This window comes from Methylobacterium radiodurans, assembly GCF_003173735.1.
Classification (GTDB): domain Bacteria; phylum Pseudomonadota; class Alphaproteobacteria; order Rhizobiales; family Beijerinckiaceae; genus Methylobacterium; species Methylobacterium radiodurans.
This window is the reverse complement of record NZ_CP029551.1, coordinates 3,272,730-3,287,077: the sequence shown is the minus strand read 5'-3', so window position 1 is coordinate 3,287,077 and position 14,348 is coordinate 3,272,730. Positions and strand designations below refer to the sequence as shown.

Annotated in this window: 13 protein-coding genes; 9 read left to right on the top strand and 4 right to left on the bottom strand. The window is 72.8% G+C overall.

Annotation, left to right across the window (positions count from 1 at the left end):
- Positions 1-20: 20 nt before the first annotated feature.
- Positions 21-1,064 carry a biotin synthase BioB gene (gene bioB / locus DK427_RS15445; RefSeq protein WP_109952042.1) on the top strand — a complete coding sequence of 348 codons (1,044 nt, stop codon included), beginning with the start codon at positions 21-23 and terminating at the stop codon, positions 1,062-1,064.
- Positions 1,065-1,239: 175 nt separating this feature from the next.
- On the opposite strand, the gene DK427_RS15440 is transcribed toward bioB, so the two are convergent.
- The 4 genes from DK427_RS15440 to mnmA all read right to left on the bottom strand — a co-directional run bounded on the left by DK427_RS15440 (position 1,240) and on the right by mnmA (position 5,639).
- Positions 1,240-2,703 (bottom strand): sensor histidine kinase, encoded by a 1,464-nt coding sequence (locus DK427_RS15440; protein ID WP_109952041.1) that lies wholly within the window; start codon positions 2,701-2,703, stop codon positions 1,240-1,242.
- 136 nt (positions 2,704-2,839) lie between these two features.
- Positions 2,840-3,670: a TVP38/TMEM64 family protein gene (locus DK427_RS15435; protein ID WP_109952040.1), complete on the bottom strand. Its 831-nt coding sequence runs from the start codon at positions 3,668-3,670 to the stop codon at positions 2,840-2,842.
- Positions 3,671-3,729: 59 nt separating this feature from the next.
- Positions 3,730-4,383, bottom strand: coding sequence for a methyltransferase domain-containing protein (locus tag DK427_RS15430; protein WP_109952039.1), 654 nt, complete (start codon positions 4,381-4,383; stop codon positions 3,730-3,732).
- 104 nt (positions 4,384-4,487) lie between these two features.
- Positions 4,488-5,639, bottom strand: a complete 1,152-nt coding sequence (gene mnmA / locus DK427_RS15425; RefSeq protein ID WP_109952038.1) for a tRNA 2-thiouridine(34) synthase MnmA — start codon at positions 5,637-5,639, stop codon at positions 4,488-4,490.
- Between the two features lie 285 nt (positions 5,640-5,924).
- Between mnmA and DK427_RS26720 the strand changes: the two genes are divergently transcribed.
- From DK427_RS26720 to flbD, 8 genes are all read left to right on the top strand, one after another.
- Positions 5,925-7,640, top strand: coding sequence for a flagellar hook-length control protein FliK (locus tag DK427_RS26720; RefSeq protein ID WP_109952037.1), 1,716 nt, complete (start codon positions 5,925-5,927; stop codon positions 7,638-7,640).
- A 198-nt stretch (positions 7,641-7,838) separates the two neighbouring features.
- The gene (locus DK427_RS15415) at positions 7,839-8,522 is read left to right on the top strand and encodes a flagellar hook assembly protein FlgD (protein ID WP_109952036.1); all 684 of its coding nucleotides are present in this window, start codon (positions 7,839-7,841) and stop codon (positions 8,520-8,522) included.
- Positions 8,523-8,693: 171 nt separating this feature from the next.
- On the top strand, positions 8,694-8,969 hold the full coding sequence (sciP, locus tag DK427_RS15410; protein WP_066928168.1) for a CtrA inhibitor SciP: 276 nt from the start codon (positions 8,694-8,696) through the stop codon (positions 8,967-8,969).
- Between the two features lie 195 nt (positions 8,970-9,164).
- Entirely contained in the window at positions 9,165-10,784 is a 1,620-nt protein-coding gene (gene fliF, locus DK427_RS15405) for a flagellar basal-body MS-ring/collar protein FliF (RefSeq protein WP_109954191.1), read from the top strand.
- Between the two features lie 125 nt (positions 10,785-10,909).
- Entirely contained in the window at positions 10,910-11,899 is a 990-nt protein-coding gene (locus DK427_RS15400) for a flagellar motor switch protein FliG (RefSeq protein ID WP_245930580.1), read from the top strand.
- Positions 11,896-12,567 carry a FliH/SctL family protein gene (locus DK427_RS15395; protein WP_109952034.1) on the top strand — a complete coding sequence of 224 codons (672 nt, stop codon included), beginning with the start codon at positions 11,896-11,898 and terminating at the stop codon, positions 12,565-12,567. Before DK427_RS15400 ends, DK427_RS15395 begins: the two co-directional genes overlap by 4 nt.
- Positions 12,567-12,902: a flagellar motor switch protein FliN gene (gene fliN / locus DK427_RS15390; RefSeq protein WP_109952033.1), complete on the top strand. Its 336-nt coding sequence runs from the start codon at positions 12,567-12,569 to the stop codon at positions 12,900-12,902. Before DK427_RS15395 ends, fliN begins: the two co-directional genes overlap by 1 nt.
- A gap of 59 nt (positions 12,903-12,961) precedes the next feature.
- Positions 12,962-14,335 (top strand): sigma-54-dependent transcriptional regulator FlbD, encoded by a 1,374-nt coding sequence (gene flbD / locus DK427_RS15385; RefSeq protein ID WP_109952032.1) that lies wholly within the window; start codon positions 12,962-12,964, stop codon positions 14,333-14,335.
- Positions 14,336-14,348 lie beyond the last annotated feature (13 nt).

Genomic DNA, 14,348 nt, shown 5'->3' with positions numbered 1-14,348 from the left:
GATCCCGCTCAAAGGCAGGCATGAGCGAGACGCCATCTCCCCATTCCTTCGGGCCCAATTCCTTCGGGCCCTTTGCCTCCGCGACCGAGTTGGGCGCGATCCGCCACGACTGGAGCGTGACCGAGATCCGGGCGATCCACGACATGCCGTTGCTGGATCTCGTGCACCGGGCCGGCACCGTGCACCGGATGCACAACGACCCGGCCGACATCCAGCGGGCCGCGCTGCTCTCGATCAAGACCGGCGGCTGCCCGGAGGATTGCGCCTACTGCCCGCAATCGGCCCACCACAAGGGCACGGCGCTGCCCCGCGAGCGGCTGATGCCGGTCGAGACGGTGCTGAAAGAGGCCGCCGCCGCCAAGGCCAACGGCGCGCACCGCTTCTGCATGGGCGCGGCCTGGCGCCAGCCGAAGGACGGGCCCGAATTCGACGCCGTGCTCGCCATGGTGCGGGGCGTGCGCGGGCTCGGCATGGAGGCCTGCGTCACGCTCGGCATGCTCACCCCCGCGCAGGCCGGGCGCCTCGCCGAGGCCGGGCTCACCTCCTACAACCACAACCTCGATACCGGGCCGGACTTCTACGGCGACATCATCTCGACGCGCACCTACGAGGACCGGCTGAAGACGCTGGAGAACGTGCGGGCGGCCGGCATCGGCGTCTGCTGCGGCGGCATCGTCGGCATGGGTGAGGGCGTCACCGACCGCGCCCAGATGCTGCAGGTGCTGGCCAACCACGCGCCGCATCCCGAGAGCGTGCCGATCAACGCGCTGGTGGCCGTCGCGGGCACGCCGCTGGAGGACCGGCCCGCGGTCGATCCCCTCGACCTCGTGCGGATGTGCGCGACCGCGCGCATCGTGATGCCGAAGGCGCGGGTGCGGCTCAGTGCGGGCCGCAAGAGCCTGACGCGCGAGGCGCAGATCCTCTGCTTCCTGGCCGGCGCCAACTCGATCTTCTACGGCGAGCGCCTGCTCACCACCGCCAACAACGAGGCGGACGACGACGCCGCCCTCCTGCGCGACATCGGCATCACCGTGCACGAGCCGGTCCTGGCCGCGGCCGAGTAGGTTCCGGGTCCCCAAGGGCCAAGGCCCTTTCGGCGCCTGAAGGCGCTGCAGGCGGGGTCCCGGAGCGGCGCCCCGGGTTCGGCTTCCTCGCCCTGGGCTTGCCAGGGCGAGGAAGCCGACAGCAGGGCTCTGCCCTGCACCCGCCAAGGGTCTCGACCTTTGGAATCCGGGACCCTCAGGCCGCGTCCGGCAGCGTCACCCGGAAGCAGGCGCCGCGCGTGCCCGCGTCGAGAGTGAGCGAGCCGCCGTTGAGGCGGATCAGCTCCGATGCCACCGCAAGGCCGAGGCCGGTGCCGCCCGCCCGGGTCGAGCCCTTGAACGGCGCGAACAGGTGCGCCCGCGCCCGCTCCGGTAGGCCGGGCCCGTTGTCGGCCACGAGGATCGTCACCGCACCGCGGTCCGCGACGCAGCCGCGCGAGGCCGTCACCCGCACCTCGGGCGCGCTGGTCGTGTCCGATGCTAGCGCCTGCACGGCGTTGCGCACGAGGTTCGTCAAGGCGCGCGCGAGCTGCTCGGGATCGACGGTCGCCGTCAGATCCGGCGGCGCCTCGACCCGGATCGCCACCCCGGCCCCATCGGCCAGCCCCGTCAGATCCTCGAGTTCCGCGAGCAACGGCGCCAGCGCGACGCGGCGCGGGCTCGGGCTGGGCTCGCTCGCCCGGCCATAGGCCAGGGTCGCCTCGCAGAAGCGGATCGCCCGGTCGAGGGTCGCCAGCAGGCGCGGGGCCACGCGCTGCACGGTCGGGTCGGCAGCGCCCTCCAGGCGGTCGCCGAGGAGCTGCGCCGCGGTCAGCATGTTGCGCAGCTCGTGGTTGATCTTGCTGACCGCGAGCCCGAGCTCGGCCAGCCGCTTCTTCTGCCGGAGCTGGTCGGCGAGCCCCTGCGCCATGCGGGCGAGGGCGGTCTCGGCCACGCCGATCTCGTCGGTGCGGCGCGAGGGCACGATGCCGCGCTCGGCCCCCTCGGGATCGTCCGCGAAGGCCGCGATGTTGCGGGCGAGCCGGCGCACCGGCCGCACGATCGCGACCTGCAGCACCACGAAGACCACGCCGGCGGCGGCGGCGGCCACGATGAGGGACGAGAGCAGGAGCCGCAGGGCGAAGTCGACGATCGCCTGTCGCAGTGGCGCCTCGTCGATCAGTACTTCGACGAGGTCGAAGCCGTCTCGCCCGTGCCCGACCACGCGGATGGGCGCGTCGGCCGGGGCGACGATCGTGCGCCAGCCACCGCGGATCGCCTCCCAGATCGAGGTGTTGCGCAGGTCGACCGTGTCGGCCACGCGCTCCGGCACGGGATCGAGGGAGAGCAGGCGCTGGGTCTCGTCGCCCCGCACCGCGATCACCCGGGCGCCCGCCCCGACCAGCAGGTGGCGGGCGAGGTCGTCCGCGACCGGCTGGCCCTGGCTCGCGTCGAGCACCATGGCGGCCACCTGCGCCGCCGCGATCCGGTCGGAGAGCAGGGAGAGGCGGTAGTTCGCCACCGCCGGCACGTAGATCAGCACCTCGGCCACGGCCACGAAGGCCACCGTGATCAGGAAGAGGCGGGCGGACAGACCAAGGCGCAGTCCCGAACCGCGGCCGGCCGGCGCCGCGCTCCCGCGCTCCTGCAGCGCCCCGCCCTCTTCCGCACGCACACGCATCGACGCCTCGGCCGGCGCCCGTGAACCCGCGCCCGCTGCCGTTTCCTACCCCGCGCGATACTGCGCCGTCGAGAGGGGCGCCAGTGCACTCCTGTTTCCGCACAGGCCTTATCTGTCGTTAACCGACTTCAGATGCCTAACCTTCGGTTGTATCGCCGGGCTGTACTTTGCGTGATCTTTCGGCCTCGGCGGCCAGCTGCCGCCGCGCGAGGAGGCGGCGCAGCAGCACCGAGAGCAGCGCGAAGCCCGCGAGCGCGCCCAGGCCCAGCACCATCTTGGGCGTCACCAGAGCGCGCAGCGTCAGCGCCTCGTCGCAGCCCAGGTCCGAGGCCGCCTGGCAGACGGCCTGCGCCGCCTCGTGGGCCGCGACCACCTCGTCGATCCCGGCGCCCGTCGCCGCGTACACGAAGGCGCCGGGCAGGAGGCCGAGGAACGTCGCGGCCACGAAGGTCCGCAGCGGCACGCCGAAGGCGGCGGGCCCCAGATTCGTCATCCAGAAGGGGAAGAGCGGCAGCAGGCGCAGGAAGGCGATGTAGCCGAAGGCGTCCCGCCGGAAGCCCTCCGCGAGCGCGCCGAGGCGCGGCCCCGCCACCCGGTCGAGCAGGTCCGCCCCCGGTCCCCGGCCGATCGAGAACACGATGGCCGCGCCCGTGGTGGCGGCCGCGACCGAGACCAGCGCGCCTGTGACGATCCCGAACAGGAAGCCGCACACCATGGTCAGCATCAGGGTGGCGGGCACCGAGATCACCACCGCGCCGACATAGACGAGGTAGGCGGCCACCAGCGCGCGGACGTAGTCGGCGCCCACGAAGGCGTGCAGCCATGCCCGCGAGGCCAGCAGGGCGTCGAGGCTGACGAGCCGCGCCGCGCCGGTGAGGAGGGCAGCCAGCGAGACACCGACGAGGAGCGCGAGCGGCAGCCAGCGCAGGGACCTGCGGGCCCGTCCGGGACCGGCTTCCGGGCCCATACCCGGTGCCTCGGCCTCCTCCCTGCCCGGCCGGTTTCCGGCGCCCTCCTCCGGGCCGCTCAAGCGGGCTTGCGCATGCGCAGGATCTTGAAGAACCCGCCCGGGAAGGTCGGGGCGACGCCGATGAACTCGACGCCGTTGCGCCGGGCCCAGGCCTCGATGCGGGTCGACTTGAAGTCCGAGGACCAGCCGATCTTGGTGCAGAGCGGGGCCACGATCTCCTCGACCCGGGCGACCGGCCCGTCGGTCTGGCCGAAATGGTTGGCGAGCACGATCTCGCCGCCGGGCCGCACCACCCGCAGGAACTCGGAGAGCGCGGCCTCCGGATCCGGCACCAGGGTGATCAGGAACTGCGCCACGACCGCGTCGAAGCTGGCATCGGCGTAGCCCAGATGGCAGACGTCCATCACCTGCAGGCCGCGCACGTGGGCGAGCCCGCGCCGCTGCACCTTCCGGCGGGCGCGCTTCAGCATGTCCTCGGAGAGATCGACGCCGCAGACGAAGCTGCCGGCCGGGTAGTAGCCGAGCGAGAGGCCGGTTCCGACGCCGGCCTCCAGGATGCGCGGCCCGCAGGCTGCGGCCGCGCGCACCGCCGCGCGGGCTGCCGGCTCGGTCAGCTTGTCGTAGACCACGTCGTAGACCGGGGCCCAGCGGGCATAGGCCTTGCGCATCAGGGCCGTGCTCGGGCCCGTCACCTGCGGCTCGCTCAACATCGTGGCTTTCGTCCTGCGGTTCGCGCTCGGGAGATCTCTGCGGGCCGGCGGCCGGTCAGGCGGCCTGACCGGTCAGGCGGCTTGGCATTCAAGCGGCTTGGCATTCAGGCGGCTTGGGCCGGGCGCGCCGACAACGCGTCGACGCGGGCAATGGTGCCGCCGCCGAGCACCCGCGCGCGCGGACCCTCGTCGGCGTAGATGACGCAGGCCTGGCCCGGCGAGACGCCGTCCTCGGGCGTGGCCAGCTCCACCGTGAGGGCGCCGTCCCGGAACGCGAGCGTGGCTGGCCGCGGCTCGCGGGTCGAGCGCACCCGCACCGCGACGGGCAGGCCGTCCACGGCCGCGAGCGCCTGCGAGCCCAGCCAGTTCACGTCCCCGAGCCGGATGCGGCTGGTGGCGAGCGCGCTGCGGGGCCCCACCACGACCCGGGCGCTGTCGGGCTCCAGGCGCACCACGTAGAGCGGCTCGCCCACCGCGAGCTTCAGGCCGCGGCGCTGGCCGACCGTGTAGTGGATGATGCCCTCGTGCCGGCCGAGGACGCGGCCCTCCAGGTCCACCACCTCGCCGGGGCGCGCCGCGTCCGGGCGCAGCCGCGCGATCACGTCGCTGTAGCGGCCCTGCGGCACGAAGCAGATGTCCTGGCTGTCCGGCTTCTCGGCGACCGCGAGGCCGAGTTCCCGCGCGAGCGCCCGCGTCTCGTCCTTCGGCAGCTCGCCCAGCGGAAAGCGCAGATAGGCGAGCTGCTCGGGCGTCGTCGCGTACAGGAAGTAGCTCTGGTCGCGGGCCGGATCGAGGGCGCGGTAGAGGCCGCGGCCCCCCTCCGGCAGCGGCCGGCTCGCCACGTAGTGGCCGGTGGCCAGCGCGTCCGCGTCGAGGTCGCGGGCGAGGCCGAGCAGGTCGCGGAACTTGATCGAGCGGTTGCACTCGACGCAGGGGATCGGCGTCTCGCCGGCGAGATAGCTCTCGGCGAAGCGGTCGATCACCGCATCGCGGAAGCGGTCCTCGTAGTCGAGCACGTAGTGCGGGATGCCAAGATGGGCGGCGGCCGCGCGGGCGTCGTGGATATCCTGGCCGGCGCAGCAGGCCCCCCGGCGGTGGGTCGCCTCCCCGTGATCGTAGAGCTGGAGCGTGACGCCGACCACGTCGTAGCCCGCGCGTTTCAGCAGCCCCGCGACCACGGAGGAATCGACGCCGCCGGACATGGCGACGACGACGCGCGTCTCGTGTGGGGCTTTGGGCAGGTCGAGGGAGTTCATGACCGGATCCGGCGGCCCCGCGCGAACAGACGGTAACGGGGAATGGCCGCCCGCGGCCCTCTATAGTGGCTGGCGGCGGCACTTTCCAGGGCGGTGGCCGGGCCCGGGCCGCCCGGTGGCGCCCGCTCCGCTCGGCAAAAGCTGCCGCTCGCCCGGCAGCAACGGCCGGCGGTTCGGCTGCGCGCGCTACCGCCGGGTTTGAAAAAAATAGTCTTGTCAGTGGCTTGCGATGCGTCGCGGCGTGGCTCGCGCCTTGCTGCAGCCGTGTTCGAGGAGCAGGCATCGATGGCGTTCGCAACCACGGATCGGATGGATGGCGTTCCGGGCGGGTACCCTCGCCCGAGCCCGCGCGGCGCGGCGCGCGGGGCTGCGGCGGAGGGGTTCGATCGGATCCTGAATGCTGCCGGCGCGCGGGAGCCTCAGGCCGCGGACGCCCGGCGGACGGGCACGACCGTCCATGCCCAGAGCCGCGGGCCCGCGCCGCGGGACGAGGACGCCGCGCCGGCTCGCCGGGACGCGGCCGCCCAGCCGGCGGCCCGCGCCGACGGGCGCCGCGAAGCCTCGGATGCCCGGAGCGACGCGGCCGCGCGGTCGCAGGTCGCAGACGGGCGCTCGGATCCCGTGAACGATAAGCGCGCGGATGCCGCGACCGACGAGCGCGCGGACGCCGCGGCGGATGGCGGCGCCGATGCGGATGCGGACATCTCTGCCGCGGCTGCTGCCGGCCAGCCGAATGCGACCAAGTCCGAGGCGATGCCGGCCGGGACCGTGCCGCTGGGCGACCCGGTGGAGACGCCTCCGGTCCCCGGGGCGGTGGGCGTGGATATCGCCGCCCAGAACGGCCAGATCGCCGCGCAGGTCCCGCAGGAGGTGACCGCGGCGCAGGCGGTGCAGGCCGGCGCGACCGCCGTGCAGGCGCGGCCGAGCACCGAGGCCGCGACGGAAGCCGTGGCCGGCAAGACCGACGAGGCGGACGGAGAGACAGAGGAGGCTCCGGCCGATCCGGCCGCGCCCCAAGCGCTTCCGGCGTTCCTGGCGCTGCTCGCGGCCGCGCCCCCGCCCGCCGGTGCGGGCGCTGGAGCTCCCGCGCTCCAGGCCGGCGGACTGCCCGGGGCAGCGGCGCAGTCGGGCGGGCCGGTCGCGAAGGCGGCCGGGGTCTCCCTGATCCCGGGGCAGCTTTCGGGGCAGGGCCAGGGTCCGGCTCCGCAAAGCGTGCAGCCGCATGTCTTCGGGGAGCGGGCCGCCGCGCCCGGGATACCGGATAATCCGACAGGCGGTATCCAGGGCGCCGAGGATGGCAAGGCGGCGAGCGCGGGGCCGGCCGATGCCGGCGCCGCGAAAGAGGCCGCTGCCAAACCGGATCTCGTCGCGGCCCTGGCCGGGGTGGTGGCCGAGCCCGGCGCCGCGGCGGCCGGGCAGCCGGCCGGACAAATGCTTGGGCAAGGGCCCGGTCACGGCCTCGCCGACGTCTCAGCCCAGGCTGCCTCCCAGGGCATCGCCCAAACGGCCCCGACCCACGCGGCGGCCCACACCGCCGGGAGCGCTGCCGCGTCCGTTCCCGCGACGCCGCCGGTGCCGATCGGTCAGGTGCCGATGACGATCGGGCTGCGGGCGCTGTCCGGATCGAGCCAGTTCGAGATCCGGCTCGATCCGCTGGATCTCGGGCGCATCGACGTGAAGCTGGAGATCGACAAGGAGCGCGGCACCGTGATGACCCACATGGTGGTCGAGCGGGTCGAGACCCTGGCCATGCTCCAGCGCGACGCGAACAGCCTGCAGCAGGCCCTGTCCCAGGCCGGGCTCGACGCGCAGGAGGGCGGCATCAGCCTCTCGCTGCGCGGCGACGGGCAGTCCGATGGCCGGACGGGCGACCAGACCGGCGGGCGGGACGGCCGCGCCCCTCGCAGCGCCTGGATGCCGGAGACGGAGCGCGCCGCCGAGGCGCCGCTGCGGATGCTGCACGGCCTCGGTGGGCTCGGCGGCCTCGATATCCGGATCTAGCGCGATGCGGCCCCCCAATTGCCGGATCGTCGAGACACGGCCGATGCTTGCGGCCGGTTTTGAACCCGTTGCGCGAGATGTCGGCCGGCCCCGGAGAGGCCGCACGACGATCGGACCGTAAGGCCCGACAAGACAACGATTTTCGCGCCCGCGGACCGTCCGCTCGGGCACCACCGGATACCGGCAGGAGAGACCAGAATGGCATCGGGCATCGCGGCCGCCGTCGGCACCGCCACCACGACCTCCAAGACCGGCTCGGGCACGAGCGCCCAGGAGATCGCGGGCAACTTCACCCAGTTCCTGACGCTCCTGACCACGCAGCTCAAGAACCAGAACCCGCTCGACCCGATGGACACCAACCAGTTCACGCAGCAGCTGGTGCAGTTCGCGGGCGTCGAGCAGCAGCTCAAGACGAACGACCGCCTGGAGAGCATCCTCACCAGCAGCAAGGCGGCGAGCACCGCTTCGGCCACGAGCTATATCGGCCAGACCGTCGAGGCCACGGGCGCGACCGCCGACCTGAAGGGCGGTGCCGCGACCTGGACCCTCACGACCGACCGCGCCGCCCCGAAGGCGACCGTCACGATCCTCGACGCCAAGGGCAACACGGTCGGCACCCAGTCCCTGTCGCTCACTCAGGGCAGCCAGGGCTATACCTGGAACGGCAAGAACGCCGCCGGGATCTCGCAGCCCGAGGGCACCTACACCCTGAAGATCGCGGCCCAGGACGCGACGGGCACGCAGGTGAGCGTGAAGACCGGCGTGAGCGGCAAGGTCGACGAGGTCGATCTCTCGGGCAGCGAGCCGGTGCTCGTCATCGGCAACAACCGGGTGCCCCTGTCCAGCGTGACGAGTGTCGGGTTTTCCACAACGTCGGGCTGAGGGCGTCGGCGCCGGAAAGCGCGCGCGCCCAACGGGCTAGTCCCGATGCGCCGGGCCGGCGCGCGATTCTTGTCCCAGGCGAATCAAACCCGATCGGTCCGCTTCAACATCTCTTAAGCGGGCGCAAGTAGCTTCGATCTCGACAAGGTCAGTCGAGTTGTAGAGCGTATCATGACCGAACCGAACCGCCCGAGGGTCAAGTATGTGATCGGGCCCGATGGCAGCCCCCTGACCATCGCCGATCTCCCCCCGCCCTCGACCCGCCGCTGGGTGATCCGCCGCAAGGCCGAGGTCGTCGCGGCGGTGCGCGGCGGACTCCTCAGCCTGGAGGAGGCGTGCAAGCGCTACACCCTCACCACCGAGGAGTTCCTGAGCTGGCAGTTCTCCATCGACCAGCACGGCCTAGCCGGCCTGCGCACGACGCGCATCCAGCACTACCGCCACTGAACGAGGCCTGAGCGGCCGCGACAGGCCGGTCGAGTGAGGTTCCCGGAGCCGCGTCCCAGAGGGGCGCGGCTTCGTGCGTTCCGGCCGACCGCGCCGCCATTAACCACCTGCTAACCACGAACCCGGCAAATCTTGCCGGGGCGGCCCGGCGAGCGGGCCGGCCACGAGTTGTTCTCTCGCGGGTGCGTCGCGGTCGTGAAGCCGGTCTTCGATCTGATCCAGAAGCTCGGACCGGCCCGGCTCGCCGCCATGGGCGCGGTGACGCTGACGCTGGTCGGCTTCTTCGCCTTCATCATCATGCGGGTCTCGCGGCCCGACATGGGCGTGCTCTTCGCCGACCTCTCGATGCAGGATTCGGCCGCGGTGGTGCGCGATCTCGACGCCCGCGGCATCCGCTACGAGACGCGAGGAGATGCCGGCCAGACCATCATGGCCCCGCGCGGCGACCTCGCGCGCCTGCGCATGGACCTCGCCGGCAAGGGCCTGCCGGCCCAGCCCGGCGTCGGCTACGAGATCTTCGACAAGGGCGACGCCTTCTCGTCCACCAACTTCGTGCAGAACGTGAACCACCTGCGGGCGCTGGAGGGCGAGCTCGCCCGCTCGATCCGCTCGATCGGCCGCGTCCAGGCGGCGCGCGTCCATCTCGTCCTGCCCGAGCGGCGGCTGTTCGAGCGCGACCGCGAGGCGCCCTCCGCCGCGATCGTGCTGAAGCTGATGGGCGACCTCGATCCCGGCCAGGTCCGGGCGGTACGCCATCTCGCGGCCTCCGCAGTCGAGGGCCTGAAGCCCGAGCGAGTCTCGATCGTGGACGAGCGCGGACGGCTGCTCGCCGATGGGGCCCGCGGCGGCGAGGCCGAGCCCGGCGCGGCCTTCGAGGAGCGCCAGGTCGCGCTGGAGCGGCGCCTGCGCCGCCAGATCGAGGAGATCGTGGCGGGCATCGTCGGGCCGGACCGGACCCGCGTGCAGGTCTCCGCGCAGCTCGACACGAACCGGATCGAGAGCCGCTCGGAGACCTTCGACCCCGAGAGCCGCGTGGTGCGCTCCAGCCAGACCCGCACCGAAACCTCGCTGACGGGGGGACCGGACGGGCAGGTCACGGTCGGCAACGAATTGCCCGGCGCCAACCAGCAGGACAGGCCGGCCACGCAGAAGGACTCCACGAACAAGAACGAGGAGACCACGAACTACGAGATCTCCCGCGTCACCAAGACGGAGATCGTCGAGGGCGGCCGGATCAAGCGCCTCTCGGTCGCGGTCGCGGTCGACGGCGCCTACGCGCCGGGGCCGGACGGCAAGCCGGTCTACGCCGCCCGCAGCCCCGCCGAGATCGAGCGCATCGCCGCGCTGGTGCGCAGCGCGATCGGCTTCGACAAGGCGCGCGGCGACCAGATCGAGGTGGTGAACCTGCGCTTCGCCGAGGGGCCGGCCGTGCCGGACTTCGCTGAGCCCGGCCTGATGCAGTCGCTCCTGGCGCCCACCAAGGAGGACGTGATGCGCCTCACGGAGCTCGGCGTGCTGGCGCTGCTGACCCTGGTGGTGCTGCTCGCGGTGGTGCGCCCGCTGCTCCGCCGGGTGCTCGCCGGGGACGATCCGACCGAGGCCGCAGCGCTCGCCGGGCCTGAGGGTGCCGCCGTGGCGGTCGCGGGCGGGGCGACCCTGGCGCTGGCGTCCGACAGCCCGACCGCGCAGCTGATGGAGTTCGCCAAGATCAACGGGCAGATCCAGGCCGAGACGGTGCAGCGGGTGGTCGACATGGTCCGGCAGAGCCCGAGCGAGACCGCCGAGGTGCTGCGCAACTGGATCCATGAGACGTGATCGGGATCGATCGGGACCTGATCGAGAGAGCTTGAGGGAGCGGACGGGCGATGGCGGCGGGAGCGGGACCGATTGGGCCTCTGCTGGCGGCGGCGGGCGGTGGGAGCGGGGACGCCTTCTCCACCATGCCCGGCGTCCAGCGCGCGGCCGCGATGCTGCTGCTCCTCGGCGAGACCGAGGGCGCGCCGATCTGGCAGCGCCTGGATGAGGACGAGGTCAAGAAGGTCAGCCACGCGATGGTGCAGCTCGGCTCGCTCGAGTCCGAGGTGGTCGAGAAGCTGATCATCGACTTCGTCTCGCGCCTGTCCAACAGCGGCGGCATCTCCTCGAACTTCGAGCGCACCGAGGCGCTGCTCCTGAAGATCTTCCCCAGCGACCAGGTCTCGGCGATCATGGCCGAGATCAAGGGCGCCTCCGGCAAGCGCGTCTGGGCCTCGATCGCCCAGGTGGACCCTGAGATCCTCGCCTCCTTCCTGCGCAACGAGTACCCGCAGACGGTCGCCGTCGTGCTCTCGAAGGTGCGCTCGGACTACGCCGCCAAGGTGCTGACCATCCTGCCGGAGGAGTTCGCCATCGACGTGCTCAACCGGATGCTGCGGATGGAGACGGTGCAGAAGGAGGCGCTGCGCCACATCGAGGAGACGCTGCGCGTCGAGTTCGTCTCGACCATCGCCCAGACCGCGCGCCGCGACGCCCACGAGATGATGGCCGACGTCTTCAACGCCTTCGACCGGCAGACGGAAGGCCGCTTCCTCGCCGCCCTCGACCAGGCCAACCGCGGCTCGGCCAAGCGCATCCGCGAATTGATGTTCACCTTCGAGGACCTGCTGAAGCTCGACCCCGGCAGCGTGCAGACCCTGATGCGCAAGGTCGACAGCGACACGCTGTGCCGGGCGCTCAAGGGCGCCAACGAGCGGGTGCGCGGCTTCTTCATGAGCCAGATGTCGACGCGCGCCGCCAAGAACCTCGACGACGAGATGACCTCGCTCGGGCCCATCCGCCTCAAGGAGGTCGATGAGGCGCAGGGCAAGATGACGGAGATCGCCAAGGAACTCGCCGAGAAGGGCGAGATCATGATCGCCAAGGGCAACGCCGAGGAGGAGCTGGTCTATTGAACGCCCGCCCCTTCCTGTTCGACACCGACTTCCGCAAGCCGCGGACGGACCCCGCGGCCGAGGCCTCGGCGCGCGCCGCCGCCGAGGCCGCCGAGCGCGCCGCCGCCGACGCCTACGCGCGCGGCCTCGAGGGCGGCCGGGCCGAGGGCCGCGCCGAGGCGCAGGGACAGCTCCAGGCGCGGCTGGCCGACGCGATGAACCGGCTCGCGCTCTCCGTCGCCGGGCTGATGGCCCAGGCCGACGCGCGCGAGGCCGAGCGCGAGGCCCAGGCCGTCGAGGTGGCGGTGCTGCTGGCGCGCCGCGTGGCCGGCGAGGCGCTCGACGCGCGGCCGCTCGCGGTGATCGCCGAGGCGGCGCGCGGCGCGCTCCAGCACCTGCGCGGCGTGCCCCATCTCGCGGTGCGGGTCCACGACAGCCTCGTCGAGGAGACCGAGGCCCTGCTGCGGCGGCTCGCCCGTGAGCGCGGCTTCGAGGGCCGGCTCGTGGTGCTGGGCGAGCCCGACCTCGCGCTCGGCGACGCCCGCATCGAGTGGGCGGACGGCGGCGTCGTGCGCGAGCGCGCCCGCATCGAGGCCGCGATCACCCAGGCGCTCGGCATCGGCCTCCTCGCACCCGAATCCGTGCCCGCACCCGAACCCGACTTCCCGCCCGAACCCCCGAGCCCGTGATGTCCGACGATTTCAGCCTGCCCCAGCTCGGCGAGCACGATGCCGGCCTCGACGCCGACTCGATCCGCGAGGCGCCGACGAGCCCGAAGAGCGCCGCCGACCTCGAACAGCTCTTCGACGTGCCCGTGATGGTCTCGGCCGTGCTCGGCAATTCCCGCATGCCGATCGGCGACCTGCTGCGGCTCGGCCCCGGCACCGTGCTGGAACTCGACCGCAAGGTCGGCGAGGCGATCGACATCTTCGTCAACAACCGCCTCGTCGCCCGCGGCGAGGTCGTGCTGGTCGAGGACCGCCTCGGCGTGACGATGACCGAGATCGTGAAGAGCGAGAACTGAGTCCCTTGGCATTCCCGCCCGGCCGCGCGGCCGGGTGACGACAGGATGGGAGGTGCCCGATGCGGCTCCTGATGATCGGACGGCTCAACGGCGAGCTCGTCACCGCCTCGAAGATCGCCATGCAGCGCGGCGCCGCCGTGACCCAGGCGGACGGCGTGCCCCAGGGGCTGACCGTGCTGCGGGCGCGCGGCGCCGACCTCATCATGATCGATGTCGGCCTCGACATCCGCGCGCTCGTCGGCGCGCTGGAGGTCGAGCGCATCCGCACGCCCGTGATCGCCTGCGGCGTCGCCGCGGACGCGCGCGCGGCGGTCGCCGCCATCCAGGCGGGCGCCCAGGAATACATCCCGCTTCCCCCCGACCCGGAGCTGATCGCGGCCGTCTTGGAGGCGGTCACGGCCGATGGCCGCGCCTTCGTCTGGCGCGACCCCGCGATGGAGCGCGTGGTGCGGCTCGCCGACCAGGTCGCCCGCTCCGAGGCCTCGGTCCTGATCACCGGCGAGAGCGGCACCGGCAAGGAGGTGCTGGCCCGCCACGTCCACCAGAAGTCGCACCGGGCCTCGAGACCCTTCGTCTCGGTCAACTGCGCGGCGATCCCCGAGGCGCTCCTCGAATCCGAGCTGTTCGGCCACGAGAAGGGCGCCTTCACGGGGGCGGTGGCGCGCCGCATCGGCCGCTTCGAGGAGGCCAACGGCGGCACGCTGCTCCTCGACGAGATCTCCGAGATGGATGTCCGCCTACAGTCGAAGCTCTTGCGCGCCCTGCAGGAGCGGGTGATCGACCGGGTCGGCGGCACGGCCCCGGTCAAGGTCGACATCCGGGTGCTGGCCACCTCGAACCGCAATCTCGCCGAGGAGGTCCGCAGGGGCACGTTCCGGGAGGACCTGTTCTACCGCCTCAACGTGGTGCACCTGCGCCTGCCGGCGCTGCGCGAGCGCCCGGCCGACATCCTCGAACTCGCCGCCCACTTCGCCAAGAAGTACGCGGCCGTGAACGGTCTGCCACCGCGCCCGCTCTCGGCGGAGGCGCGCACCCTCGTCACCCGCAATCCCTGGCGCGGCAACGTGCGCGAGCTGGAGAACGCCCTGCACCGGGCGGTGCTGCTCGCCAGCGGGGCCGAGATCGGGCCGGAGGCGATCCTGACGCCCGAGGGCGAGGCGATCGGCCCGGCCGACGGCCCGGCCACCCGGGCGGCGCAGGCCGCGCAAGCCGCGGAGGCTGCCACCCGCGGCCTCGTCGGCCGCACCGTGGCGGAGGTCGAGCGCGACCTCATCCTCGACACCCTCGACCACTGCCTCGGCAATCGCACCCACGCGGCCAGGATCCTCGGCATCTCGATCCGGACGCTGCGCAACAAGCTCAACGAGTATGTCGAGGCCGGGCTGGAGGTGGCCGAGCCCGGCGGCGTGCGCGCGCTCGCGGCCTATGGGTAGCGCCCCGCCGGGC